Annotated in this window: 20 protein-coding genes and 1 pseudogene; 12 read left to right on the forward strand and 9 right to left on the reverse strand. The window is 68.8% G+C overall.

Features of this window, described 5'->3' with window-relative positions:
• Positions 1-27 precede the first annotated feature (27 nt).
• Together LRM18_RS00485 and tldD are read left to right on the forward strand one after the other, a co-directional pair.
• Positions 28-3885: a YhdP family protein gene (locus LRM18_RS00485; RefSeq protein WP_270949089.1), complete on the forward strand. Its 3858-nt coding sequence runs from the start codon at positions 28-30 to the stop codon at positions 3883-3885.
• A 58-nt stretch (positions 3886-3943) separates the two neighbouring features.
• Positions 3944-5389 carry a metalloprotease TldD gene (gene tldD, locus LRM18_RS00490; protein ID WP_049467842.1) on the forward strand — a complete coding sequence of 482 codons (1446 nt, stop codon included), beginning with the start codon at positions 3944-3946 and terminating at the stop codon, positions 5387-5389.
• A 41-nt stretch (positions 5390-5430) separates the two neighbouring features.
• Here tldD and yjgA read toward each other — a convergent pair whose 3' ends face one another.
• Positions 5431-6018 carry a ribosome biogenesis factor YjgA gene (gene yjgA / locus LRM18_RS00495; RefSeq protein WP_049467839.1) on the reverse strand — a complete coding sequence of 196 codons (588 nt, stop codon included), beginning with the start codon at positions 6016-6018 and terminating at the stop codon, positions 5431-5433.
• Positions 6019-6086: 68 nt separating this feature from the next.
• On the opposite strand from yjgA, the gene pmbA reads away from it, so the two are divergent.
• Together pmbA and LRM18_RS00505 are read left to right on the forward strand one after the other, a co-directional pair.
• Positions 6087-7454: a metalloprotease PmbA gene (pmbA, locus tag LRM18_RS00500; protein ID WP_270949093.1), complete on the forward strand. Its 1368-nt coding sequence runs from the start codon at positions 6087-6089 to the stop codon at positions 7452-7454.
• Between the two features lie 87 nt (positions 7455-7541).
• Positions 7542-7913, forward strand: coding sequence for a DUF4870 domain-containing protein (locus LRM18_RS00505; protein ID WP_336297071.1), 372 nt, complete (start codon positions 7542-7544; stop codon positions 7911-7913).
• Between the two features lie 89 nt (positions 7914-8002).
• On the opposite strand, the gene LRM18_RS00510 is transcribed toward LRM18_RS00505, so the two are convergent.
• The 5 genes from LRM18_RS00510 to LRM18_RS00530 form a co-directional block, all read right to left on the reverse strand.
• A complete protein-coding gene (locus LRM18_RS00510; RefSeq protein WP_270949097.1) occupies positions 8003-8881 on the reverse strand; it encodes a farnesyl diphosphate synthase in 879 nt (292 codons plus the stop codon).
• Positions 8871-9131 (reverse strand): exodeoxyribonuclease VII small subunit, encoded by a 261-nt coding sequence (locus LRM18_RS00515; protein ID WP_005410522.1) that lies wholly within the window; start codon positions 9129-9131, stop codon positions 8871-8873. Before LRM18_RS00515 ends, LRM18_RS00510 begins: the two co-directional genes overlap by 11 nt.
• A 36-nt stretch (positions 9132-9167) precedes the next feature.
• A complete protein-coding gene (gene tilS / locus LRM18_RS00520; RefSeq protein ID WP_270949123.1) occupies positions 9168-10454 on the reverse strand; it encodes a tRNA lysidine(34) synthetase TilS in 1287 nt (428 codons plus the stop codon).
• Positions 10455-11006: 552 nt separating this feature from the next.
• Entirely contained in the window at positions 11007-11552 is a 546-nt protein-coding gene (locus LRM18_RS00525; RefSeq protein ID WP_270949125.1) for a WG repeat-containing protein, read from the reverse strand.
• A complete protein-coding gene (locus LRM18_RS00530; protein WP_053460981.1) occupies positions 11549-13255 on the reverse strand; it encodes an alkaline phosphatase in 1707 nt (568 codons plus the stop codon). The genes LRM18_RS00525 and LRM18_RS00530 overlap by 4 nt, the downstream gene beginning before the upstream one ends.
• A 153-nt stretch (positions 13256-13408) precedes the next feature.
• Between LRM18_RS00530 and LRM18_RS00535 the strand changes: the two genes are divergently transcribed.
• Positions 13409-14743 (forward strand): dicarboxylate/amino acid:cation symporter, encoded by a 1335-nt coding sequence (locus tag LRM18_RS00535; RefSeq protein ID WP_005410518.1) that lies wholly within the window; start codon positions 13409-13411, stop codon positions 14741-14743.
• 306 nt (positions 14744-15049) lie between these two features.
• Here the strand turns inward: LRM18_RS00535 and LRM18_RS00540 are convergent, their stop codons facing one another.
• On the reverse strand, positions 15050-15823 hold the full coding sequence (locus LRM18_RS00540) for a C40 family peptidase (protein WP_053091670.1): 774 nt from the start codon (positions 15821-15823) through the stop codon (positions 15050-15052).
• 131 nt (positions 15824-15954) lie between these two features.
• Positions 15955-16494 (reverse strand): C40 family peptidase, encoded by a 540-nt coding sequence (locus tag LRM18_RS00545; protein WP_014038010.1) that lies wholly within the window; start codon positions 16492-16494, stop codon positions 15955-15957.
• Positions 16495-16605: 111 nt separating this feature from the next.
• Here LRM18_RS00545 and LRM18_RS00550 point away from each other — a divergent pair, with 111 nt between their 5' ends.
• From LRM18_RS00550 to LRM18_RS00580, 7 genes and pseudogenes are all read left to right on the forward strand, one after another.
• Positions 16606-17088, forward strand: a complete 483-nt coding sequence (locus LRM18_RS00550; protein ID WP_014647924.1) for a peptidylprolyl isomerase — start codon at positions 16606-16608, stop codon at positions 17086-17088.
• A 99-nt stretch (positions 17089-17187) separates the two neighbouring features.
• Positions 17188-18432 carry a DUF418 domain-containing protein gene (locus tag LRM18_RS00555; protein ID WP_270949167.1) on the forward strand — a complete coding sequence of 415 codons (1245 nt, stop codon included), beginning with the start codon at positions 17188-17190 and terminating at the stop codon, positions 18430-18432.
• A 23-nt stretch (positions 18433-18455) separates the two neighbouring features.
• Positions 18456-18635 (forward strand): annotated as a pseudogene (locus LRM18_RS00560) (hypothetical protein); the annotation flags it as partial.
• Positions 18616-19974 (forward strand): glutathione-disulfide reductase, encoded by a 1359-nt coding sequence (gene gorA, locus LRM18_RS00565; RefSeq protein ID WP_064239673.1) that lies wholly within the window; start codon positions 18616-18618, stop codon positions 19972-19974. The pseudogene LRM18_RS00560 and the gene gorA, both read left to right, overlap by 20 nt.
• A gap of 100 nt (positions 19975-20074) precedes the next feature.
• Positions 20075-20995, forward strand: a complete 921-nt coding sequence (locus tag LRM18_RS00570; protein ID WP_270949171.1) for a DMT family transporter — start codon at positions 20075-20077, stop codon at positions 20993-20995.
• Positions 20902-21330 (forward strand): MGMT family protein, encoded by a 429-nt coding sequence (locus LRM18_RS00575; RefSeq protein ID WP_258026955.1) that lies wholly within the window; start codon positions 20902-20904, stop codon positions 21328-21330. The genes LRM18_RS00570 and LRM18_RS00575 overlap by 94 nt, the downstream gene beginning before the upstream one ends.
• 93 nt (positions 21331-21423) lie before the next feature.
• Entirely contained in the window at positions 21424-22095 is a 672-nt protein-coding gene (locus tag LRM18_RS00580) for a rhomboid family intramembrane serine protease (protein ID WP_014647919.1), read from the forward strand.
• A 91-nt stretch (positions 22096-22186) separates the two neighbouring features.
• Here the strand turns inward: LRM18_RS00580 and LRM18_RS00585 are convergent, their stop codons facing one another.
• Entirely contained in the window at positions 22187-23770 is a 1584-nt protein-coding gene (locus LRM18_RS00585) for an NAD(P)/FAD-dependent oxidoreductase (RefSeq protein ID WP_206632458.1), read from the reverse strand.
• Positions 23771-23841: the final 71 nt, after the last annotated feature.

Raw genomic sequence — 23841 nt, forward strand, 5'->3', positions numbered from 1 at the left:
TCGCCGGCCGCAGGCCGGCGGTGGCCGATGAGCGCGCCGCCGCGCCTGCGACTGCGAAGGATCCGCCGTCATTTCATTGCCGCCTGTGCGGTGGGCCTGGTCGGGCTTGCACTGCTGGTGGGCACGCTCAGCCAGCTGCTGCCGCTGGCCGAGCGTCATCCGGAGAAGATTGCCGCCTGGCTGAGCGAGCGTGCCGGCCAGCCGGTGCGTTTCGACCAGCTGCAGACCGCCTGGACCCGGCGTGGACCGCTGCTGCAGCTGAAGGGCCTGCGCATCGGCGCCGGGCAGGGCCTGCCGATCGGCGAGGCCGAAGTCCTGGTGTCGATGTACAGCGGGCTGCTGCCCGGGCATTCGTTGACCGAGCTGCGCCTGCGCGGCCTGGCGCTGGACCTGCAGCAGGATGAACACGGCCGCTGGTCGGTGCGCGGGCTGCCGCAGTCCGACAACGGCGGTGATCCGCTCGATGCACTGCGCCGGCTGGGCGAGCTGCAGGTGATCGGTGGCCGCCTGAGCGTGCACGCGCCGGCGCTGGGCATCGACAGCACGCTGCCGCGCATCGATCTGCGCCTGCGGGTCAATGGGGATCGGCTGCGCGTGGGCGTGCGCGCCTGGGCGCAGCCCGAAGCGCTGCCGCTGACCGCGGTGCTGGACGTGGACCGCGCGCGCGGCAACGGCGAGGCCTGGCTGGGCGCCGACCCGGTCGATTTCCACGCCTGGGCGCCCTTGCTGGCGGCTGGCGGCGTGCGCCTGCGCGAGGGCAAGGGCGAGTTGAACCTGTGGTTGACCCTGCGCGATTTCGCGCCGGTGGCGCTGACCACGGATTCGGACCTGCGCGACGTGCGCATCGATGGCGCACCGATACCCGGCATGGCGGCGCCGCAGCTGCAGCTGCAGCGACTGCAGGCCCGCCTGCGCTGGCAGCGCCAGGCCGAGGGCTGGGCGCTGCAGGTACCGCGGCTGCGGCTGAAGAATGAAGACGGCGAGCAGCGCCTCGATGGCCTGCAGCTGCAGGTCGGCAAACAGCTGCGGGTCCGTTCCGGCGACGTGCAGGCCGGCATCGCACTGCGTGCGCTGGCCCTGAGTGATCGCCTTGAGCCGGGTCTGCGCCGCTGGCTGTTCCTGTCCAGGCCGCAGCTGGACGTGCGCGCGTTGCAGCTGTCGGGCGAACGCGATGGCCCCCTGTGGGCGCAGGGGGAACTAGAGTCGCTGGGTTTCGCCAGCGTGGGCAACTCGCCCGGCCTGCGCGGCCTGGGCGGGCGCTTTGAAGGCGACGCCGACGGCTTCAGCCTGCAGCTGCAACCGCAACGGCAGCTGCAGTTCGATTGGCCGACCGGCTTCGGCGTGCGCCATGACCTGCACCTGGCCGGCCAGATCGTGGGCTGGCGCGACGAGGGCGGTGGTTGGCGGATCGGAACGCCGGCGATGCGTGTGGAAGGTACCGACTACGCGGCCGACGTGCGCGGCGGGGTCTGGTTCCAGGGCGATGGCACGCGGCCGTGGCTGCAGCTGGCCGCGAAGCTGGACGACGTGCCGATGACGGCGGCCAAGCGCTTCTGGATCCATTCCAAGATGAGCAAGGGCGCCACCGACTGGCTGGACATGGCGCTGGCCGGTGGCCAGGTGCGCAATGGCGTCGGCCTGGTCACCGGCGACCTGGACGACTGGCCGTTCGACAACAATGATGGCCGCTTCGAGGCCACCGGCCACATCACCAATGGCGACATCCGCTTCCAGCACGACTGGCCGCTGATGAGCCAGGTCGACGCCGACATCGCCTTCATCGGCCCCGGCTTCGACATGCGTGGACGGGGTGATCTTGCCGGCGTGGCGGTGCAGAGATTCGAAGCGGGCATTCCGGACTTCGGGCACCAGCCGTTGTACGTGCGTGCCGACGCGCCGAGCGAGGCCGGCAAGCTGCTGGCGATGCTGCGGCAGAGCCCGTTGCACAAGGACTACGGCGATACGCTGGACAATCTGGTCGCCAGCGGTCCGGCCCATGTGACCTTCGACCTGCTGCAGCCGCTGCATCAGGATGAAGGCGAGGGCCACCTGCAGGGCACGGTCGATCTGGCCGGGGTGACGCTGGTCGACAAGCGCTTCCAGCTGACCTTTGACAACATGCACGGGCAGGCGCGCTACAGCAACGGCGGTTTCGGCGCCGAAGAACTGGCGGTGCGCCACCTCGGCCAGGAGGGACGGCTGAGCCTGCGTGCCGGCGGTTACGTGCATGACAGCACGCGCGCCTTCGAGTCACAGCTGAGCGCCCGCCTCGATGCCGGCGTGCTGATTGACCGTGCGCCCGAGATGGCCTGGCTCAAGCCTTACATCACCGGCAATTCGGCCTGGACCATCGGCGTCAACCTGCCCAAGGTGGCGCCAGGCGCCCCTGCGCCGCCGAGCGAGCTGCGACTGAGCTCGGACCTGGTCGGCACCCGGCTCGACCTGCCGGCGCCGCTGGACAAGCCGGCCTCCGAGCCGCTGGCGACCACGGTGGCCGCGCAGCTGCCGATGGGCGCCGGCCGCATCGACGTGGCCTTCGGCCAGCGCCTGGCCCTGGCCGCGCGCAGCCACAACAACCAGACCGGTGTGCAGGTCACGCTGGGCAGCGACCATGTCGACCGCGAGCCGCCGGCGAGCGGACTGACGGTCAATGGCCGCAGCCCGACCCTGGATGCGCTGGAGTGGATCAGCCTGGCGCGCGGTGGCAGTGACGACGACGCGATGCCGCTGCGCGCGGTCGACGTGCAGGTCGGCCAGCTCAAGCTGATCGGCGGAGTGTTCGAGCAGACCCGGCTGCAGCTGCACCCGGGGCCGCAGGCACTGGACGTGCGCCTGGACGGGCCGTCGCTGGCCGGCCGCCTGACCGTGCCCAACGCCGACGGTGGCACTATCAGCGGCCAGCTTGACCGCGTGCACTGGCAGTCACTGCCGGCGGCACCGGGTGCGGCGGCCGCGCCGGCGCGGGTACAGGCCGGTGCCAATGACATGGACCCGGCCAAGCTGCCGCCGTTCGCGCTGGACATCGCCGACCTGAAGTTCGGCAAGGTGGTGCTGGGCCAGGCGGTGCTGCGCACGCGGCCGCTGGCCAACGGCCTGAACGTGGACGCGTTGCGTTTCCGCGCGCCGGACCAGGAAATCGACATCACCGGCCGCTGGCTCGGCCGCACGGGCGGCGCCCGAACCGAACTGACCGCGCAGGTGCGCAGCGAGGACCTGGGCGGGCTGATGCAGAACCTCGATTACGGCGGCCAGCTGCGCGGCGGTTCCGGCCAGGCGCAGCTGCAGGCGGCCTGGAGCGGGGGACCGTCGGACTTCCAGCTGGGTAACCTGCAGGGCAGCCTCGACCTGCATGCGCGCAATGGCCAGCTGCTGGAGCTGGAGCCGGGCGCCGGACGCGTGCTGGGCCTGCTCAGCGTCGCGCAGCTGCCGCGGCGCCTGATGTTCGATTTCCGCGACTTCTTCTCCAAGGGCTTCGCATTCAACCAGATCGACGGCAGCATGCAGTTCGGGCAGGGCATGGCGCGCACCGACAAGGTGCTGATCGAAGGCCCGGCGGCCAACATCACCATCCGTGGCCAGGCCGACCTGCGCAACCAGCAGTTCGACCAGACCATCGACGTCAACCCGCGCGCGGGCAACCTGCTCACCGTGGTCGGTGCGGTGGCCGGTGGCCCGGTGGGGGCCGCGCTGGGTGCAGCCACCAATGCGGTGTTGTCCAAGCCGCTGGGCGAGATCGGTGCCCGTACCTACAAGGTGACCGGCCCGTGGAAGGAACCGAAGGTGGAGGTGATCGAGCGCAGCCGCGACAAGACCCCGCCGCCGCCCACGCCCAGCCCGGCGCCAGCCATCCCGCCGACCGTCACCGACCTGCCGCGTTCGCGCTGAGCGCGGCTTCCTGTCCACGGGGCTTGCCTGAGCGCCCCCGCACCCCCAGATCGAGACCATGACTGACATCGCCCTGACGCTTGCCCAAGACCGCCTGCTGCGCCCCGGCGGCCTGGATACCGCCGGCCTGGAGCGCACCTTCGGGCAGTTGCTCGGCCCCGGTGTCGACTTCGGTGACCTTTACTTCCAGCACGCCCGCCGCGAGAGCTGGAGCGTGGAAGATGGCATCGTCAAGGACGGCGCCCATTCCATCGAACAGGGCGTGGGCGTGCGGGCGATTTCCGGGGAGAAGACCGGCTTCGCCTATTCCGATGACATCCATGCCGATGCGCTGCTGGCGGCGGCGCAGTCGGCGCGCGCGATCTCGCGCGAGGGCGGTGCGCAGACCGGACGTTCGCTGCTGCGCGGCAATGCGCGCGCGCTGTATCCGGCGCTGGACCCGATCGACGGCATCGGCAACGAGGCCAAGGTGGAGGTGCTCAAGCGCCTGGATGGCTACCTGCGTGCCGCCGACCCGCGCGTGAAGCAGGTGATGGTGAGCCTGTCCGGCGGCGTCGATACGGTGCTGATCGCCCGCAGCGACGGCGTGCTGGCCGCCGATGTGCGTCCGCTGGTACGCCTGAACGTGCAGGTCATCGTCGAGCACAACGGCCGTCGCGAGTCCGGCTACGCCGGTGGCGGTGGCCGTTATGGCTATGAAGATCTGTTTGCCAGCGGTCGCCCCGAAGCCCTGGCCCAGGAAGCACTGCGCCAGGCGCTGGTGAACCTGGACGCGGTGCCGGCGCCGGCCGGCATGATGCCGGTGGTGCTGGGCCCGGGTTGGCCGGGCGTGCTGCTGCACGAGGCGGTCGGCCACGGCCTGGAAGGCGATTTCAACCGCAAGGGCACCAGTGTCTACGCCGGCCGCATCGGCGAGCGCGTCGCCGCGCCCGGGGTGACCATCGTCGACGATGGCACCCTGGACGGTCGCCGCGGTTCGTTGAACATCGACGACGAAGGCCACCCGAGCCAGTGCACCCCGCTGATCGAGGACGGCATCCTGGTCGGCTACATGCAGGACAGCCTCAACGCGCGGCTGATGGGCATGGCCCCGACCGGCAACGGGCGCCGCGAATCGTTCGCGCACCTGACCATGCCACGCATGACCAACACCTACATGCGCGCCGGCGAGCACGACCCGCAGGAGATGATCCGTTCGGTGAAGAAGGGCCTGTACGCGGTCAACTTCGGTGGTGGCCAGGTCGACATCACCAGCGGCAAGTACGTGTTCTCGGCCACCGAGGCCTACCTGATCGAGGATGGCCGCATCACCACCCCGGTGAAGGGAGCGACCCTGATCGGCAACGGCCCGGAAACCATGCAGAAGGTGCGCATGGTCGGCAACGATCTGGCCCTGGACGAGGGCGTGGGCATCTGCGGCAAGGACGGGCAGAGTGTGCCCGTGGGTGTCGGCCAGCCCTCGCTGTTGATCGAGGGCATCACCGTCGGCGGTACGCAGGCCTGAGCGTGGCGATGGCCGCGGCCACCGCCCGGGCCGGCGCGGACTCAGTCCTCGTCGGCCTCGTCGACCGGATCGCCGGCGTGTTCGTCGCCCGTCGTCTTCAGGCCCAGCGCCGCCGGCAGCATCAGCGCGCGCAGCACCTGGAAGATCTCGCGGTAGGCGCGCGGCGGCTTGTTCTTCGCCTTTTCGGTCTGCGCGTTGCGTACCAGGGTGCGCAGCTGCTGGCGGTCGGCCTGCGGGTAGTCGTCAAGCAGGGCGGCCAGCGCCTTGTCGCCGTCGGCCAACAGGCGGTCGCGCCAGTCCTCCACGCGGTGCATCATCGCCACTTCGCGGCGGCCGGTCTCGCTGTTGGCGTCCAGCGCATCGCGGATCGCGTCCAGCGTTGCCTCGTCCTCGCGGCGCATGTGCTTGGCCAGGAACGCCAGCTGGCGCTTGTGGGCGATGTGGGCGGTGATGCGCTTGCACTCGGCGATATGCGGCAGCAGGTCTTCCGGGATCGGCAGGCGCGCCAGCTGGGCCGGAGTCAACGACACCAGCTTCTCGCCCAGGGCCAGGACGTCGAGCGCTTCGCGCCGGTTCTGGCTGCGGCTCTTGTCGTGGAATTCACCGGTTTCTTCGTCGCGTCCGCGCATCGTCCCTACCTGATCTCAAAAAAAGTCGCCCGGCGTGATGCCGGGCCCAACCCGTACAGGATAAAGCATTGAACGTGATCGCCCCTGAAGTGGCCGTCGGCGACGACAGCCCGGCCCGGCTGGAACGGCTGGCCGACCTCTCCCAGCAGCTGCTCGACCGTGCCCGCGCGCTGGGCGCCAGCCAGGCCGAGGTCAGCTGCAGCGAGGATCGTGGCCTGGAGGTCAATGTCCGCCTTGGCGAAGTGGAGACCGTGCAGTCCACCCGCGACCGTGGCATCGCGGTGACCGTCTATTTCGGCCAGCGCAAGGGCAGCGCCAGCACCGGTGACCTGAACGAGGCCAGCCTGGCCGCCACGGTCGAGCAGGCCTGCGCGATCGCCCGGCACACCGAGGACGACCCGGCCGCCGGCCTGGCCGAGGCCGCGCTGATGGCCACCGACTTCCCCGACCTGGACGGCTGGCACCTGTGGGCGCTGCAGGCCGATGAGGCGGTGGACCTGGCGCTGGCCTGCGAGAACGCGGGGCGCGAGGCCGACGCGCAGATCCGCAATTCCGATGGCGCTTCGGTGTCGAGCATGCAGAGCCTGTCGGTCTACGCCAATTCGCATGGCTTCATCGGCCGCGAGCGCGGCACCCACCATTCGATCGGTTGTGCACTGATTGCCGGGCAGGGCGACGGCATGCAGCGTGATGGCTGGTACACCAGCGCACTGGCCCGCGAGGATCTGGAGGAGGTGGGCCGGGTCGGGCGTCGTGCCGCCGAGCGCACCATCGCCCGCCTGCAGCCGCGTTCGTTGGCCACCGGCAGCATGCCGGTGCTGTTCGCCCCGGAAGTGGCGCGCAGCCTGGTCGGCCACCTGCTGTCGGCGGTGTCCGGCGGCGCGCTGTACCGCCAGGCCAGTTTCCTGCTGGACAGCGTGGGGCAGCGCCTGTTCCCGGAATGGATGCAGATCGACGAACTGCCGCACCTGCGGCGTGGCCTGCGTTCGGCCGCCTTCGACGGCGATGGCGTGGCGACCCGTGCCTCGGCACTGGTGCGCGACGGCGTCCTGCAGCGCTACGTGCTGGGCAGCTATTCGGCACGCAAGCTGGGCCTGCAGACCACCGCCAATGCCGGCGGCGTGCACAACCTGCAGCTGGCGGCCAATGCCGGCTCGCTGGAAGAGATTGCCCGGCAGATGGGCGATGGCCTGCTGGTGACCGAACTGATGGGGCAGGGCGTCAATGGGGTGACCGGCGACTACTCGCGGGGCGCCGGCGGTTTCCGCGTCGAGAACGGCGAGATCCAGTACCCGGTGGACGGCGTCACCATTGCCGGCAACCTGCGCGAGATGTTCAGCAGCATCGAGGCGGTCGGCAGCGACGTCGACCCGCGCTCGCACATCCGGACCGGCTCGATCCTGCTGGGGCGGATGACCATCGCGGGTAATGATTGATGGCGTTGATGGCGTAAGCTATGCCCGCCTGACGCAACCAGCTTGGTGCTGGTGGGTCAAGACCACCCAATGAAAAGGAGTTTTGTCGTGAGCGAATTCGATAACGTCCCGCCGCCGCCGGCAACCACGGGTGCCCCGGCCGACCAGCGCACCATGGCGCTGGCTGCGCACCTGCTGGGCATCTTCACCTGGTTCATCGGCGCCCTGATCATCTGGCTGATCAACAAGGATGACGCCAGCAAGGCTTTCGTGACCGACCAGGCCAAGGAAGCGCTGAACTTCCAGATCACCGTGACCATCGCGATGGTCATCAGCATCATCCTGATGGTGGTGATCATCGGCGGCATCCTGGCGCCGATCGTGGGCCTCGTCAACCTGGTGTTCTGCATCATTGCCGCAGTCAAGGCCAACAACGGCGAAGCCTATCGCTACCCGTTCACCCTGCGCCTGATCAAGTAAGACCGGCTGCATGCGGAACTGAAAACGCCCGGCATTGCCGGGCGTTTTCATGTGCGGGGAGCGACGGGGGGCCGGCGAGCGAGCAGCGATCAATGATCGCGTTCGACCGCCAGCGTGGCCAGCGCACGCAGTGCATCGGCCTCTTCCCCGTATCCGGCCAGGATCGCCTGCATGCGCGCTGCGAGCTCGTGCAGCTGGGCCTTCGTACCGTCCATGCCAAGCAGCGCGGGGAAGGTGCTCTTGTCCTGCGCCTGGTCCTTGCCGGCGGTCTTGCCCAGCTGTTCGGAACTGGCTTCGACATCGAGGATGTCATCGCGGACCTGGAAGGCCAGGCCGAGTGCATCGGCGAAACTGTCGAGCTGGGCCAGCTGCGGTTCGTGGGCCTGGCCGCACAGCGCACCCATGCGCACCGCCGCGCGGATCAGTGCGCCGGTCTTCAGTGCATGCATGCGGGTCAGTGCCGCCAGGGTCTGCTGCTGGCCGGTGGCATCGATGTCCAGCGCCTGGCCGCCACACATGCCCGAGGGGCCGGACGCGTGGGCCAGGGTCTGCAGGCACGCCACGCGCAGCGTGGCCGGCAGTGGCGCGTCGGCTAGCAGGCCGAAGGCGCGGGCCTGCAACGCATCGCCGGCCAGGATGGCGGTCGCTTCGTCGAAGGCGACATGGGTGGTCGGCTTGCCGCGGCGCAGGGCGTCATCGTCCATCGCCGGCAGGTCGTCATGCACCAGCGAATAGGCGTGGATGAGCTCGACGGCCATCGCCGCCGCGTCCAGGTGTTCCGGTTGCGCGCCGAACAGGTGGCCACTGGCGTACACCAGCAGCGGGCGCATGCGCTTGCCGCCGCCCAGCACCGAATAGCGCATTGCCTGGTGCAGGCGCTGCGGTGCTTCGGCAGGCGAGGGCAGGGCGGCGTCGAGCTGGCTTTCGATACGGTCGCGCCAGCGCGCGAACAGAACCTCAGCCGTCATGGCTGGGCGGATCGAAAGGCTCGGATGCTTCCGGCTGCGCCGGATCGCTGAGCAGGCGCACGCGCAGTTCGGCCTGCTCCAGCGCCTGCTGGCACTGGCGATACAGACCGACGCCACGTTCGTAAGCACTGAGCGAGGCTTCCAGGCTCAGCTCGCCGGTTTCCATCTGCTCCACCAGCTGTTCCAGCGATTCGAGCGATTGCTCGAACTGGGCGACCGGGGAGGCGTTTTCGGGGGACTTCTTGGCCATGCGGCAAGTGTGGACGGGCCGCGCGCGGGGGTCAATTCACCAGCCGCCGGGACGCCACAGCAGCTGCGCGCCATGGGCCTGCAACCAGACCTGCAGCGGCGCGCCGATGACCACATCGGCGGCGGCCAGCAGCTGTGGTCCATCGAAGAGCAGCGGCAGCTGGGCGCGCCGCCAGGGGGCAAGGTGTTCGCGTTGCAGGCAGTCCTTCAGCGCATGCGAATGCGGGCGACCGGGCAGCAGGATGCGCTCACCGCCCACGCGTGCCCGGACCTGCAGTGGCCGTTCGAAGCCGGCGGCGCCCTGCAGTCGCAGTTGGCCGCCATCAGGCAACGCCAGGGGGGCATGCCCATCCCAGTCGGCCTGCCACCGGCGGGGCAGCGCCGGCAGCTGCGCGGGCAGCAGATAGGCATGGTCGCGCCATTGCCGGATGGCATGATCGCGCCAGCGCAGCCGGGCCTGGCGATCGTTGCCGGCCGGCAGCAGTTCGTCCAGTCCCTGCTGCAGCACCTTCGCCGGCAGTGGGGCGGCGCCGTGGCCGACCACCCAGGCACGCAGCACCCGCGCGGCGCGCCCGGGCGAGACCTGGCGCAGCAATGGCAGCGACAGCACGCGCGGTGCCACTTCCAGGTGCGCGATCAGCTCGGCGTCCTCCTCATCGAGCAGCTGGCGGGTCTGCCCGCAGTGCGCCGCGCTGCCCGCCAGCGCCGCAGCGGCATGCGGCCAGCGCTGGCGCAGCAGCGGCAGCACCTGCAGGCGCAGGAAGTTGCGATCGGCGTGGTCGTCGCCATTGCTGGGGTCTTCGATCCACGGCAGCGCGTGCTGGCGCGCGTAGTCGAGCAGTGCACTGCGCGGGACCGCCAGCAGCGGCCGCCATAGCGGATGCTGGCCAAGGTGGCTGTGTGCCGACATCGCGGCCAGGCCATCGACGCCGGACCCCCGCAGCGCACGCAGCAGGAAAGTCTCGGCCTGGTCGTCCTGGTGCTGTGCCAGTGTCAGCGTTTCGCCGTCGCGCAACTCGGCCGCGAACGCCGCACGCCGGGCCTGCCGCGCTGCGCCCTCAAGGCCGAGGCCTGCGCGGTTGTCGACCTGCACGCGATGCACGGCCAGTTCGATGCCCAGTGCTGCGCATTGCTGCTCGCAATGCAGGACCCAGTCATCGGCGGCCGGTTGCAGGCCATGGTGCACGTGCACCGCACGCAGTGCCGTGCCGGAAAGCTGTGCGCAGTGCCACAGCCAGTGCAGCAGCACGGTCGAGTCGACACCGCCGCTGTAGCCCACCAGCAGCGGCACATCCAGCGCAACAGGGGCGGGGAAGGCAGTCACGGCGGCAAGTATAGGGTGGGGTTTACTTGGCAGGGCTGCGCCCTGCACCCGCTACGGGCCAGAGCAACAGCAACAGCAACGGCAGAAGCTGGTTTCCTGAAGGTTGGCGGGGTGGGTCCGGTTGCGGGAGACGCCGTAAACCCATCCATGGGGGCTTGGCCGCGGCATCCATGCCGCGGACACTCCCGCAACCGGACCCACCCCGCCTTCGACAGTTTCCTGCGAACTGTCGGGTTGCTCATGGGGTCAGATCCGTTTTCCTGCGGAAAACGGATCTGACCCCGGATTCAATTCGATATCTGACAGATTCGATCCACGCAAAGCGTGGATGGTCCACCCGTCACCGGAAATCTGTCGGGGGTGGGGCGGTGTGGGTGGGCAGGACCGTTGGCGCCATGGATGGCGCCATCGAGCCCCCATGGACGGGTTTACGGCGTGTCCTGACCACCCACACCGCTCCGCCCAACTCACAGAAAACCAGAGCCGCTTTTGATCTTGATTTGGCTTCGGCTTCGGCTTCGGCAGGTGCAGGGCGCAGCCCTGCCGAAAAAACTACTTCACCCGGCGGCCCGAGCGGTCGATGCGGAACCACTCTCCGCCTTCCATCGGCGTGTGGCCATCGGCATCCGGCGTGCCACGACGGCAGCCGTTGCAGACCTCGGCCACGCCCTCCTGGAACGGCCAACCGAAATCGAACGTGCCGGGTACCACCTGGCGGAACGTCAGGTCGAAGTAGCCGATGCGCTTGCCGATGCGGCCGCGCAGCAGGCCTTCCTGCGGTGTTTCCGGGCCGTTGTCCCAGGTGAGCACCGGCAGGCTTCGGCCCTTGCGGTCGACGTAGTGGAAGCCGTGGTCGGCGTACACCACGGCCAGGCCGTGGTCGTCGTAGTTCAGGTCTTTCAACGTGCCGGCGCTGATCTTCGGCCGATGATCGACCACCTCGCAGCCGGGCAGCGGCCACAACCCGTGTTCGTCGGTCAGCAGCTGGCATGCCGGTGCCTGTGCCGCTGCATTGGTACTGACCAGCACGCCAAGCAGGGCCAACGACCGCGCGAAGCGGCCGCTGGCAGGGGCAGGGCGGGCCTGCCGCACGATCACTTGGCCTCGGCCTTGCGTTCGAATGCCGTCGGCACCGGCAGCTGTACCGGCACGCCCTTGTCATCGCAGGTGCCGGCCTGGCACAGGCGCTCGCGCAGGGCCGGGGTGGCCTGTACGATCATGTGGTAGATCGCGTTCTGTTCCAGCGTGCCGCGGATCGCCTTGCTGCCCGGGCCGCGCGCCCAGATGCCGACGTCCTCGCCGCCATGCGACTCGGACTTCATCGGCACCAGCGCCTCCTGCATGTAGTCCGGATGCTCGGTGTCGACCTCGCGCAGGTTCGGGCGGCCGTTGGCCGGTTCGAAGCTGCTCGGGTTGTGCGGGTAGCGCTTCGGGCCGGCCGGCTGTTGGTTGCTGCTGCCGGTGTGGCCCGGGCCATTGGCGTAGCTCAGCGTGGTGTACGGCTGGCCGGTGCCATCCAGCGCGTAGTCCAGCTTGCCGGCGCCATCTTCGCCGCCCTTGTCCTTCACCTTGCCCAGGATCGGGTTGCCGCGCGCCGGGTAGCCGACGAAGTTCAGCGTGTGCGAGTGGTCGGCGGTAACGATGATCAGGGTGTCGTCGGCCGAGGTCAGCTCGTTGGCCACGCGCACCGCGTCGGACAGCGCCACGGTCTCGGTCAGTGCACGGTAGGCGTTGCCGCTGTGGTTGGCGTGGTCGATGCGCGCGCCTTCGATCATCAGCACGTAGCCTTCCGGATGCTTCGACAGATTCCTGATCGCTGCCGCCGTCAGTTCGGCCAGGCTCGGCTCGCCGCCCGGATCCTGGGGGCGCTCGTATTCGTAGCGCATGTGGTCCGGCTCGAACAGGCCGAGGATGGCCGGTGCATTGGCGGCGGCGGCCAGCTGCTTGCTGTTCCACACGTAGGCGCCCTGCGGGTGCGCCTGCTGCCATTCCTGCACCAGGCTGCGACCATCCAGGCGCTGGCCGACCTTGTCGTCGTACTCCGGATCGCGCTCTTCGACGGTGGTGAACTCACCGCGGCCGCCCCCCAGGGCAACCAGCGGGCCCCGGCCGTAGCGCGAGGTCGACAGCAGCTGCTGGGCGATGTCCTTGCAGCCCGCGGCCTTGGCCGCCTCGGTCAGGTCGGTGTCGTTTTCCCAGTTGCGCTCCGGCGAGTGCGCGTAGGTGGCGGCCGGGGTCGCATGGGTCAGCCGCGCGGTGGATACCACGCCGGTGGCCAGGCCAGCGCTGTCGGCCAGCTGCAGCCAGGTCAGCAGGCCCTTGGACAGGCTGTCGGCGCAGTCGGTACGGCTGCCGGCGCTGACACCGATTGCGCCCATGTGGGTCTTCACGCCGGTCGTGATGGCGGTCATGGTGCCGGCCGAATCCGGGGTCTGCGAATCGGTGTTGTAGGTCTTGCTGAACGCCGTGGCCGGGAAGCGCTCCCACGACAGCAGGTTCTCTTCGCCCGAGCCGCCCTTCTGCTGGCCCTCGTAGATGCGCGAGGCGGCCACGGTGGTCAGGCTCATGCCGTCGCCGAGGAACAGGATGACGTTCCTGGCCTTGCCGGACATCGCGCCGTTGGCGGCGGCCTGGGCGGCGCCGCTGCGGTACCACCACTGCGGGGTTTCGCCGGCCGGGTGGGCGACCGGGTCGACGGCGACCTTCAGGCCGGCCGGGGCGGAGGCAGGGGAGGTGCTGGCGCAGGCGCCGAGCAGCAGGGTGGTGGCGCAGGCGGCCAACAGGGAGACAGAACGGCGCATGGACGCTGGGATCTCACAAACTGTAACGGGACATTCATTATGCCCGCCCTCGCAAGGCACGCCGATGACACACTGATTTGCCGGTCGGGCGGTCGTTCCGCAGGCCGCGTTGGGCTATCGTGCCAGCATCCCTTCCTTCCTTCTGGATTGCCTATGAAGCTGGTCTCTGCCTGGTTGCGGATTCCATTCTGGCAGCGCGTGGTCGGTGGCTTCGTGCTCGGTGCGCTGGCTGGCTGGGCGCTCGGCCCCGCCGCGGAAACGTGGTTCGGCCCGCTCGGCGAGCTGTACGTCACCCTGATCAAGATGATCGCCGTGCCGCTGGTGTTCTTCGCGGTCATCAACGCGATCTCGTCGCTGCACGGGCAGAAGTCGGTAGCCGCGCTCAGTGGCCGTACCTTCCTGTGGTTCGTGATCACCGCCGCATTGGCGGTGTGCGTCGGGCTGGGCGTGGGCACCGTGCTGCAGCCCGGCGCCGGTGGCCTGCAGCTGACGATGGCCAGCAACTACGTGCCGCGTGAAGTGCCCAGCGTGGTGCAGGTGCTGCTGGACGTGGTGCCGGCCAATGTCTTCTACGCGCTGTCCGGCATCGGCACCAAGGTCAACGCGGCCGGTGAGACCGTGCTGGCGGCCGGTCGTGGCTCGATCCTGCCGGTGATCTTCTTCGCCGGGCTGGTCGGCTTTGCCATCGTCAAGCTCGGCGAGAAGGTGACCGAGGCGCGCAAGCTGGTCGGGCAGATGAGCGACATCATGATCCAGGTGACCCGCTTCGTGCTGGAAGTCACCCCGATCGGCACCTTCGGCCTGATCGCCGGCCTGGTCGGCAGCTATGGCTTCGAGAAGCTGCTGCCGCTGGGCCATTTCGTGCTGGCCCTGTACGTGGCCTGCGCCCTGCACATCGTGGTGGTCTACAGCGCGCTGCTGCTGGCGCACGGCCTGAACCCACTGAAGTTCTTCCGCGGCGCGGCGCCGGGCATGCAGGTGGCCTTCGTCAGCTCGTCCAGCTTCGCCGCGATGCCGGTGGCACTGCGTTCGATCACCCACAACCTGGGCGTCAACAAGGACTACGGTTCGTTCGCGGTGCCGCTGGGCGCCAGCATCAAGATGGACGGCTGCGGCGCGATCTATCCGGCGCTGTGCGCGGTGTTCATCGCGCAGTACAGCGGTGTGCCGCTGACCCCGGAGCAGTACGTGGTGGTGCTGATCGCTTCGGTGCTGGGCAGCTTCGGTACGGCCGGCGTGCCGGGGACCGCAGTGATCATGGCCACGGTGGTGCTGAGCGCAGCGAACCTGCCGCTGGAGACCATCGGCTACCTGTACGCCATCGACCGCATCCTGGACATGATGCGCACGATGACGAACGTGACGGGCCAGATGCTGGTGCCGGTGATCGTGGCCAAGGAGACCGGGCTGCTGGACCAGGCGGTGTATGACAACCCGTCCAGCAACGTGGGCGTGGACGACCCCGACCCGACACCACCACGCGGCTGAGGTTGCGTGGAGATGAAAGGCCCGCCGTAAACCGGCGGGCTTCTTGTCTGGGAGCTGGCTGGCGCGGTGGCGGTCAAGCCGGGCCTGATAGATCCACGCCATGCGTGGATGGAGGCGGTGCCGACCAAGGCCGGCACCCACCAAAGGTCAGCCCCCACCAGAGGTCAGTAGATTCACGCCATGCGTGGATGAGGGCGGTGCCGACCCAGGTCGGCAGCGACCCACCATTACGCGGGCCCAACAAAAAAGCCGCTGCGGGGCAGCGGCTGTGCTTTGCGTATCAGGCGGCGCCGTGGCGCCAGCCGGTCAGAGGTCGACCCGGCGGGCCTGCATGAACTTGTTGCCCCAGTAGCCACTGAGCAGGGTGTCCACGCGCACGTCCTTGCCCGAGCTCGGTGCGTGCAGGAAGCGGCCGTCGCCCACGTAGATGCCGACGTGGTCGACGCGGCCCTTGCGGCCGAAGAAGACCAGGTCACCGGCCGCCAGCGCGGTGCGGTCGTTGATCAGCTCGGCGTTGTCATCGTGCGCCATCTCGCGCGAGACACGCGGCAGCTCGATGCCCAGGGCCGAGCGGAACACGTAGCCGACCAGGCCGCTGCAGTCGAAGCCGCTGTCCGGATTGCTGCCACCCCACCGGTAGGGGGTACCCAGCAGGGTCATCGCGCGGCGCAGCAGCGACTGCACCTTGCCGTTGTCCGCGGCGGTGCCGACGACGCTGCCATTGGCGGCGCTGCTGGTGTCGTAATTGGCGAGCAGGCGGCTGAGGTCACCGGCCACCACGGCCGAGCGGTCCATCAGCGGAATGGTGTCGTTGGCGGCCAGGTGCGGCAGCAGCGCGGCCAGCGTGGCGCTGGCGGCGGCATCGACGCGGCTGCGCTGGGGAGCGGCAGCCTCGGCCTTGGCGGCCGGTCGGGCGGTGCTCTCGGCCACCGGGGCCGCGGGTGCATCGGAACGGTTCGGAACCGTCTGCGACCAGGCCGGAAGGCTGGTCAGGCACAGTGCCAGGCCAAGCAGCAGCGGGCGGGCACCACGTGAAGATACGGAAGTCTGGCCTTCGCTTTTCAGGTCGTCAGTCGTCACGCGTCGGTCACAGGAAAAAAACGATGGGGCATCATGCCCTGTAAAAGCGCGGATAAGTTAAAAATTCCGTTAGTAATTCGTTAGTTGCATGGTGATTCTCGTCACAGTTTTGAACATATCGCCTGTTCATTTTAGCGAAGGACGCGTTTCGCCCCTGTGTAGTGGTCCTTCCAGTAAGGTCCACTGAGCGAGTCCAGGCGCACCGTGCCGCCGGTACTCGGCGCGTGCACGAAGCGTCCTTCACCCACATAGATGCCGACGTGGGTGACGCTGCCGCGGCTGCCGAAGAACACCAGGTCGCCGGTGGCCAGGCGCTGCGGATCGATCTTCGGGCCCTGTACCGCGGCGAGGTCGCGCGAGGTGCGCGGCAGCCGCAGGTCCAGCATCTCGCGGTAGACATAGGCGACCAGGCCGCTGCAGTCGAAGCCCGAGTCCGGGGTATTGCCGCCATAGCGGTAGGGCGTGCCGACCAGGCTGATGGCGCGCATCAGCACCGAGTTGGCGGCCTCGGGGTTGTCCGGCACGGTCTTTGGCCAGTTCGCCGTCGGCGGCGGCGGCGCCGGGCGGGTGGCCTTGCCGCCGCCGCAGGCGGTCATCAGCAGGGGCAGGGCCAGCAGCAGGGCCGGGGCAAGGAACCGGCGCGGGCCGGACGAAACTGGCGTGATGTGCATGATCTCCGGATAATGCGCCACCTTGGATTGGCCGTCATGATGGCGGCGTCCCCGTCGGGCGACAACCCGCCCCAACCCGCCTGCCTCCGGCAGATCCAGACAGAGTTGCGCATGAAGATCGAAAAAGACCGCGTTGTCCGCTTCCACTACACCGTTTCCGAAGTCGGCCAGGAGCCGATCGAATCGTCCAAGGACCGCGGCGAGCCGCTGGCGATCCTGATCGGCCACGGCAACATCATCCCGGGCCTGGAAAACGCCATGATGGACAAGGAAGCCGGCGCGACGTTCAACGTCGACGTCAAGGCGGCCGACGCCTACGGCGAGCGCCGTGAGGGCCTGTCCCAGCGCGTGCCGAAGAAGCACTTCGGCAACACCAAGCTGGCTCCGGGCCAGCAGGTGGTGCTGCAGACCAACTTCGGCCCGCGTGCGGTGACCGTGCAGAAGGTCGGCATGAGCGTCGTCGACGTCGACCTGAACCACCCGATGGCCGGCAAGGACCTGCACTTCGACGTCGAAATCGTCGACGTGCGCGAAGCCGGCAAGGAAGAGCTGGACCACGGCCACGTCCATGGCGATGGTGGTCACCAGCACTGATCGCAGCGCGATCGTGATGGCAGCGACGGCCCGCTTCGGCGGGCCGTTGTGTTTCCGGGCCACGACGCGGGCGTCCATGCCGCGCGGGCCGGCGGCATAATGGCGGACCTGCCCGACGGACGCCCCGTGAACGCTGTTTCTCCTTCCCTGCAGCCGATGGCCTCCGGCGAACGCATCGCGGTGCTGGACGTACTGCGCGGCGCGGCACTGCTGGGCATCCTGCTGATGAACATCGAGGCCTTCAGCGGCCCGCTGGACCTGGCCTTCACCGGCATCGACACGCACTGGCAGGGCATCGACTCCTGGGCCGATGCGTTGGTCTATGTGTTCGTACAGGGCAAGTTCTTCACCCTGTTCTCGCTGCTGTTCGGCGCCGGCTTCGCAGTGATGGCGCAGCGCGCCGAGGTGGCCGGGCGCGCGTTCACGCCGTTCTACCTGCGCCGCAGCGCTGGCCTGCTGCTGATCGGCCTGTGCCACGCGCTGCTGGTCTGGTCCGGCGACATCCTGGTGATGTACGCGTTGGTCTCGTTGCCGCTGCTGGCCTGCCGCGAGGCGCCGCGCAGCTGGCTGCCGTGGATGGGCGTGACGGTCTACCTGGGCGGCGTGGCGATGATGCTGCTGGTGGGCGCGATGGTGTCGATGGCTTCGGCGGAGGATGTGCAGAAGATGCTCGCCGAAGCACAGCAGGCCATCGCGCAGCAGCGCCTGGTCTACGGCCACGGCAGCTGGATGCAGGCCACCACGCAGCGCCTGCACGAGTTCGGATCGTCGATGGGCGCGCTGCTGATCACCGGTCCGGAAGTGCTGGGCATGTTCCTGATCGGCAGCTGGTTCACCGCCAGCGGCGCACTGGCTTCACCCGAGCGCTTCCCACGGCTGTACGCGCTGCTGCGTTGGGTGGCACTGCCGCTGGGCCTGGCGGTCACGCTGCTCGGCGTTGCCTGGAAGCCGTATCTGGCACCGGGCGCCTACGACCTGCCGGTGACCGCAGCGATGGCACTGGTGACCATCGGCGGGCTGCCGATGTGCCTGGGTTACCTGGCGTGGATCGTGCATTGGCGCGCGCGGCTGGGATGGCTGGCGCCGGTCGGGCGCATGGCATTGACCCACTACCTGGCCCAGTCGTTGCTGTGTACCTGGCTGTTCTACCACTATGGCCTGGGTGGGTTCGAGCGGATGCCGCGCAGCGTGCAGTTGCTGTTCGCGTTGCTGGTGTTCGCAGCGCAGGTGGCTGTTTCGCACGCGTGGCTGGCGCGCTTCCGCTTTGGTCCGATGGAATGGCTGTGGCGCGCGATGACCTACCGGCAGTGGCCACCGATGCGGCGCAGGGCGGAGCAGGGCTGAGCGATGGGCGCGCATGCGCTGTGCTGATCGGTCGCGGCCCCGTGCGTCCTCACGCCAGGCTTGCCGCGGGGCATGGCATGCTCGGCATCAGCATGAGCACCGGTGGTGGCCAGCGGATCGCCGATCACGTCCTGCGGCCGCGCGCTGGTGATCGATCCTGCCCCTACCGACCGAGCGATTCCGATGAGCACTGCACCCTATGATTACGACCTGATCGTCCTTGGCGGCGGCTCCGCCGGCCTGGCCGGTGCGATCCGCGCGGCCCAGCATGGCCGGCGCGTGGCGCTGCTGGAGCCGGGTGAACTGGGCGGCACCTGCGTCAACGTCGGCTGCGTGCCGAAGAAGGCGATGTGGCTGGCGGCCGACCTGCACGAGCGCATCGGCCTGGCCAACGCGATGGGCTTCGATGTCGAGGCACGCCCGGCGCTGTCGTGGAAGGAACTGGTGATCCATCGGCAGGCCTACATCAGCAACATCCACACCAGCTACCACAAGCGCCTGGATGAAACCGGCGTGGTACGGATTCCGGCGCGCGGCCATCTGCTCGACGCGCATACCGTGGCCTGCAGCGACGGCGTGCGCTACAGCGCCGAGCACATCCTGATCGCCACCGGCGCGCACCCGCTGCGCCCGGATATTCCCGGCGCGGAACTGGGCCTGGTCTCCGATGATTTCTTCGATCTGCGCGCGGCACCGGCCGAGGTCGCGATCATCGGTGGCGGTTACATCGCGGTGGAACTGGCCGGGCTGCTGCAGGCACTGGGCAGCCGGGTAAGCCTGCTGGTACGGGGGCAGCGCCTGCTGGAGCGCTTCGATTACGAGCTGACCGATCAGCTGGCCGAGAACCTGAAACAGCAGGGCGTGCGGATCCACTTCGGCTATCGCCTGCGCGAACTGCAGCGCGATGGCGAGCGCGTGCGTGCGTTCGGCCATGACGGCCCGATGGACAGTGTGTTCGATGCGGTGTTCTTCGCTGCCGGCCGCCGCGGCAACAGCCGGGGGCTGGGTCTGGAAGCGCTCGGCATCGGCATTGGCGAGCATGAGCAGGTGCAGGTGGACGAGTGGCAGACCACCGGTGTGCCGAGCGTGCACGCGGTCGGCGACATCGCCGGCAAGGTCGGCCTGACCCCGGTGGCGGTGGCCGCGTCGCGGCGGCTGATGGATCGGCTGTTCGGGGGCCGCCCGCAGTCGAAGATGGATTACGAGAACGTGGCCAGCGTGGTGTTCTCGCATCCGCCGCTGGGCGCGGTGGGCATGAGCGAGGAAGAAGCGCGCCGGCGTTTCGACCAGGTGAGCGTCTACCACAGCCGCTTCCGCCCGATGCTGCAGGCGCTGGCCAACGGCACCCAGCGCAGCCTGTTCAAGATGGTCTGTGCCGGCCCGGAAGAACGCGTGGTGGGCATCCACCTGCTGGGCGAAGCGGCCGACGAGATCCTGCAGGGCTTTGCCGTGGCGGTGAAGATGGGCGCGACCAAGGCCCAGTTCGACGACACCGTGGCGATCCACCCGACCTCGGCCGAGGAAGTGGTGCTGATGCGCTGAGCCGGGCCGTTGTGGCTTTACAGGGCAGCGGGCGCCCCCATGCGACAATGGGCGTCCCCACGCCTTACCGGGCCGCCCTGCGCGGCCCGCCGTCGTCCTGATGTCCACTCCCGCTTCCCGCATCGCCACTGCTTCCCCGCGCATTGCGCTGGGCGGCATCGGCCTCGCCGCGATCGGCGCCATTGCCGCGTCGGGCAAGGCGATCATCGTCAAGCTCGGCCTGCGCCATGGCGTCGATGCCACCACGCTGCTCGCGCTGCGCATGCTGATGGCGCTGCCGCTGTTCGCGCTGATGGCCCTGTGGGCCGCGCGCCGGGCCGAGCCGCTGTCCTGGGCCGACCGTGCCCGCGTGCTGTGGCTGGGCTTTACCGGCTACTACCTGTCCAGCCTGCTCGACTTCCAGGGCCTGCAGTACATCAGCGTGACCCTGGAGCGGCTGATCCTGTACTTGAACCCGACCCTGGTACTGCTGATCAACGTACTGCTGGCGCGCCAGCGGCCGGGCCGCTGGCAGATCGGTGCGCTGGTGCTGAGTTACCTCGGCGTGCTGCTGGCCTTCGGGCACGACCTGCAGCGCGAAGGCGGCCAGATCATCGTCGGCAGCCTGCTGGTGCTGGGCAGTGCGCTCAGCTATGCGCTGTACCTGTTCGGCAGCGGGCAGGTGGTCGCGCGCATCGGTGCGGTGCGGCTGACCGCCTATGCCAGCTGCGTGGCCAGCGTGCTGGTGCTGCTGCATTTCGCAGTGACCCATCCGCTGCCGTTGCTGTGGCAGGCACCGGCGCCGGTACAGTGGCTGTCGCTGGTCAACGCCACGGTGTGCACGGTGCTGCCGGTGCTGGCGATCATGCTGGCGGTGCAGCGCGTGGGTTCGTCGCTGGCCGCACAGGTCGGTATGCTGGGCCCTGTTTCCACCATCGTGATGAGCCTATGGCTGCTCGACGAACCGATGGGGCCGGCGCAGATCGCCGGCACCGTGCTGGTGCTGATCGGCGTGCTGCTGGTGACCCGGCTGCGGCGCTGACCCCGGAGCAGGCGCGTGCGCGCATCCTGGCGGTGATCCGCGCGATCCCGGCGGGGCAGGTGATGGGCTATGGCCAGGTCGCGATGCGCGCTGGCCTGCCCGGGCGTGCGCGCCTGACCGCGCGCATCCTGGGCCAGAACGACGATCCCGACCTGCCTTGGCACCGTGTGCTGCGCTCGGATGGGCGCATCGCCATGGCGGAAGGGTCGGCCGGCTGGCGCGAGCAGTCGCAGCGCTTGCGTGCCGAGGGCGTGCAGGTGGAAAACGGCCGGGTGCGGATGCCGGCGGCCGATCCGGCGGCGGCGCTGGATGCTGCTGTGTGGGGGCCCGGCTGAGCATCGCTGGCGACTGAACAGGGCATCCCGGGGGCGCGCCAACATCACACGGTGCTGCGGCTATGATGGAGGCCGTTCCATGCCGGTGCTCCCATGTTCCCGCGACTGCCAACCGTCACCAAGGCCCTGCTGATCGCCAACGCGATCCTGTTCCTGCTGCAGCAGCCGTTCCTGCTCGGCATGCAGACCTTCGAGCCGTTCATGCTGCAACCGCTGCAGCAGGGCTTCGACGCGTTCTCCCCCGGCGGCAACTTCCAGCCGTGGCAGCTGCTGACCTATGGCTTCCTGCATGGCAGCTTCGGCCACCTGTTCTTCAACATGCTGGCGGTCTTCATGTTCGGCGCGCCGCTGGAGCAGACCTGGGGCGAGAAGCGCTTCCTGCTGTACTACCTGGTCTGCGTGGCCGGTGCCGGTGTCTGCCAGCTGCTGGTGGGTACGCTGCTGGAAAACCCTGCCACGGTGCTGGGCGCTTCCGGCGGCGTGTTCGGCCTGCTGCTGGCTTACGGCATGCTGTTCCCGAACCAGCGGGTGATGCTGCTGTTCCCGCCGATCCCGATGAAGGCGCGCACCTTCGTGATCCTGTTTGGCGTGGGCGAACTGGTGCTGGGCATGACCGGCTGGCAGCCGGGCGTGGCCCACTTCGCGCACCTGGGCGGCATGCTGTTCGGCTGGTTGCTGATCCGTTACTGGCGTGGGCAGCCGCCGTTCAAGCGCCGCCCGCCCGGCCCACCGAAGCGCCCCAACCATCTGCGCAGCGTCAAATGATCGGAAGGATCATTTGACGTTGTAGGCGCCGACCGTTGGTCGGCACGCCTTCTCCCACGCGGGTAGGTGCCGACCGTCGGTCGGCACGTCTCTACAGATCCTGCAGCACCACCTGCGCCGCGTTGTGTCCCGGCGCACCGGTGACGCCACCGCCGGGGTGTGTGCCCGAACCGCACAGGTACAGCCCCGGCAGGGCGCCGCGATAGCCGGCCTGGCCGACCATCGGCCGTGCCGAGAACAGCTGGTTGGCGCTCAGTGCGCCGTGGAAGATGTCACCGCCGACCAGGCCGAACGTGCGTTCCAGGTCCAGCGGCGACAGCACCTGTCGGCCAAGCACGCTGTCGGCGAAGCCCGGTGCATACCGGTCGACGGTCGCGATCATCAGATCGGCTACGGTGTCGCGGTGATCATCCCAGTGACGTCCATCGGGCAGCACCGGTGCCACGTGCTGGCAGAACAGACTGGCCACATGCCGGCCGACCGGCGCCAGCGAAGCGTCCAGCGTGCTGGGAATCAGCATCTCCACGATCGGTTCGCGCGACCAGCCGTCGCGGCGCGCATCCAGCCAGGCGCGGTCCATGTAGTCCAGGCTGGGTGCCATGATGATGCCGGCGCTGAGGTGATCGCCGGGGCCGGGCAGGGCGCGGAAGTCCGGCAGCCGCGACAGCGCCACGTTCATCCGGAACGTGCCGGAACCGCAGCGCCAGTTCGCCATGCGTTCGCGGGTCGCGTCCGGTACCTGTGCCGGGGCCAGCATCTGCTCGTACAACAGCTTCGGATTGACGTTGGCGATCACCGCGCGTGCACGCAGGATTTCACCGTTGGCCAGTTCCACTCCCACGGCACTGCCGTGTTCAACCAGTACGCGTCGCACGCCGGCGTCCACCTGCAGTTCCGCGCCAGCCGCGCGTGCAGCGGCGGCGATGGCCTGGCTGATTGCGCCCATGCCGCCGATCGCATGGCCCCACGCACCCTTCAGGCCATTGCACTGGCCGAACACATGGTGCAGCAGGACATAGGCGCTGCCCGGTGTATACGGGCTTGCATAGTTGCCGACAATGCCATCGAAGCCGAACAGGGCCTTGATCGGCTCGCTCTCGAACCAGCGGTCCAGGTACTCGGCCGCCGACAGCGTGAACAGGTCCAGCAGTTCCTGCCGCAGCGATGGATCCAGCACCGCCAGCTCGCGGCCGAGGCGGCCCATCTGCCACAGTGCGGGCAGGGCACGCCAACCCCCGGCCACGCCCAGATCCGGCGGTGCACGCAGGGCCCATGCGCGGAGCACGTCGGCGAACATCTCCAGGCGCGCTTCGTAGGCGGGCAGGCGCTGCGCATCCCGCTCGGAAAATCTGGCGACTTCGGCCTGGGTGCGGCCCGGTGCCGACAGCAGGTAGCGGTCGTCGGGCAATGGCAGGAAGTTGTTGGCCGGGCGATTGATGATGCGCAGCCCATGCGCATGCAACTGCAGGTCGTCGATCACCTTCGGTTGCAGCAGCGACACGGTGTATGACGCCACCGAGTTGCGGAAGCCTGGATGAAACTCCTCGGTGACCGCAGCACCGCCGAGAACGCCACGACGCTCCAGCACCCGCACCTTCTTTCCGGCGCGTGCCAGGTAGGCCGCGCAGACCAGGCCATTGTGGCCACCGCCGATGATGATCGCATCCCAGGACATCAGCACCTCAAAAAAGGGGACGGAGGGGATTAAGTCGCAATTCGCACGGGGTCAGCAGCGGTGGGGAGAAA

Origin of the sequence: Stenotrophomonas sp. PI_27 (assembly GCF_027854495.1) — a bacterium.
GTDB classification, from domain to species: Bacteria; Pseudomonadota; Gammaproteobacteria; order Xanthomonadales; family Xanthomonadaceae; genus Stenotrophomonas; species Stenotrophomonas pavanii.

What these genes read in the sequence shown, in the direction of transcription:
- LRM18_RS00555 (WP_270949167.1), top strand. Translation starts at nt 17,188, where the DNA reads ATGGCGGACCTGCCCGACGGACGCCCCGTGAACGCTGTTTCTCCTTCC.
- LRM18_RS00485 (WP_270949089.1), top strand. Translation starts at nt 28, where the DNA reads ATGAGCGCGCCGCCGCGCCTGCGACTGCGAAGGATCCGCCGTCATTTC.
- LRM18_RS00535 (WP_005410518.1), top strand. Translation starts at nt 13,409, where the DNA reads ATGAAGCTGGTCTCTGCCTGGTTGCGGATTCCATTCTGGCAGCGCGTG.
- yjgA (WP_049467839.1), bottom strand. Translation starts at nt 6,018, where the DNA reads ATGCGCGGACGCGACGAAGAAACCGGTGAATTCCACGACAAGAGCCGC.
- LRM18_RS00585 (WP_206632458.1), bottom strand. Translation starts at nt 23,770, where the DNA reads ATGTCCTGGGATGCGATCATCATCGGCGGTGGCCACAATGGCCTGGTC.
- gorA (WP_064239673.1), top strand. Translation starts at nt 18,616, where the DNA reads ATGAGCACTGCACCCTATGATTACGACCTGATCGTCCTTGGCGGCGGC.
- LRM18_RS00570 (WP_270949171.1), top strand. Translation starts at nt 20,075, where the DNA reads ATGTCCACTCCCGCTTCCCGCATCGCCACTGCTTCCCCGCGCATTGCG.
- LRM18_RS00575 (WP_258026955.1), top strand. Translation starts at nt 20,902, where the DNA reads ATGGCTGCTCGACGAACCGATGGGGCCGGCGCAGATCGCCGGCACCGT.
- LRM18_RS00530 (WP_053460981.1), bottom strand. Translation starts at nt 13,255, where the DNA reads ATGCGCCGTTCTGTCTCCCTGTTGGCCGCCTGCGCCACCACCCTGCTG.
- LRM18_RS00545 (WP_014038010.1), bottom strand. Translation starts at nt 16,494, where the DNA reads ATGCACATCACGCCAGTTTCGTCCGGCCCGCGCCGGTTCCTTGCCCCG.
- LRM18_RS00550 (WP_014647924.1), top strand. Translation starts at nt 16,606, where the DNA reads ATGAAGATCGAAAAAGACCGCGTTGTCCGCTTCCACTACACCGTTTCC.
- LRM18_RS00510 (WP_270949097.1), bottom strand. Translation starts at nt 8,881, where the DNA reads ATGACGGCTGAGGTTCTGTTCGCGCGCTGGCGCGACCGTATCGAAAGC.
- tldD (WP_049467842.1), top strand. Translation starts at nt 3,944, where the DNA reads ATGACTGACATCGCCCTGACGCTTGCCCAAGACCGCCTGCTGCGCCCC.
- LRM18_RS00515 (WP_005410522.1), bottom strand. Translation starts at nt 9,131, where the DNA reads ATGGCCAAGAAGTCCCCCGAAAACGCCTCCCCGGTCGCCCAGTTCGAG.
- LRM18_RS00580 (WP_014647919.1), top strand. Translation starts at nt 21,424, where the DNA reads ATGTTCCCGCGACTGCCAACCGTCACCAAGGCCCTGCTGATCGCCAAC.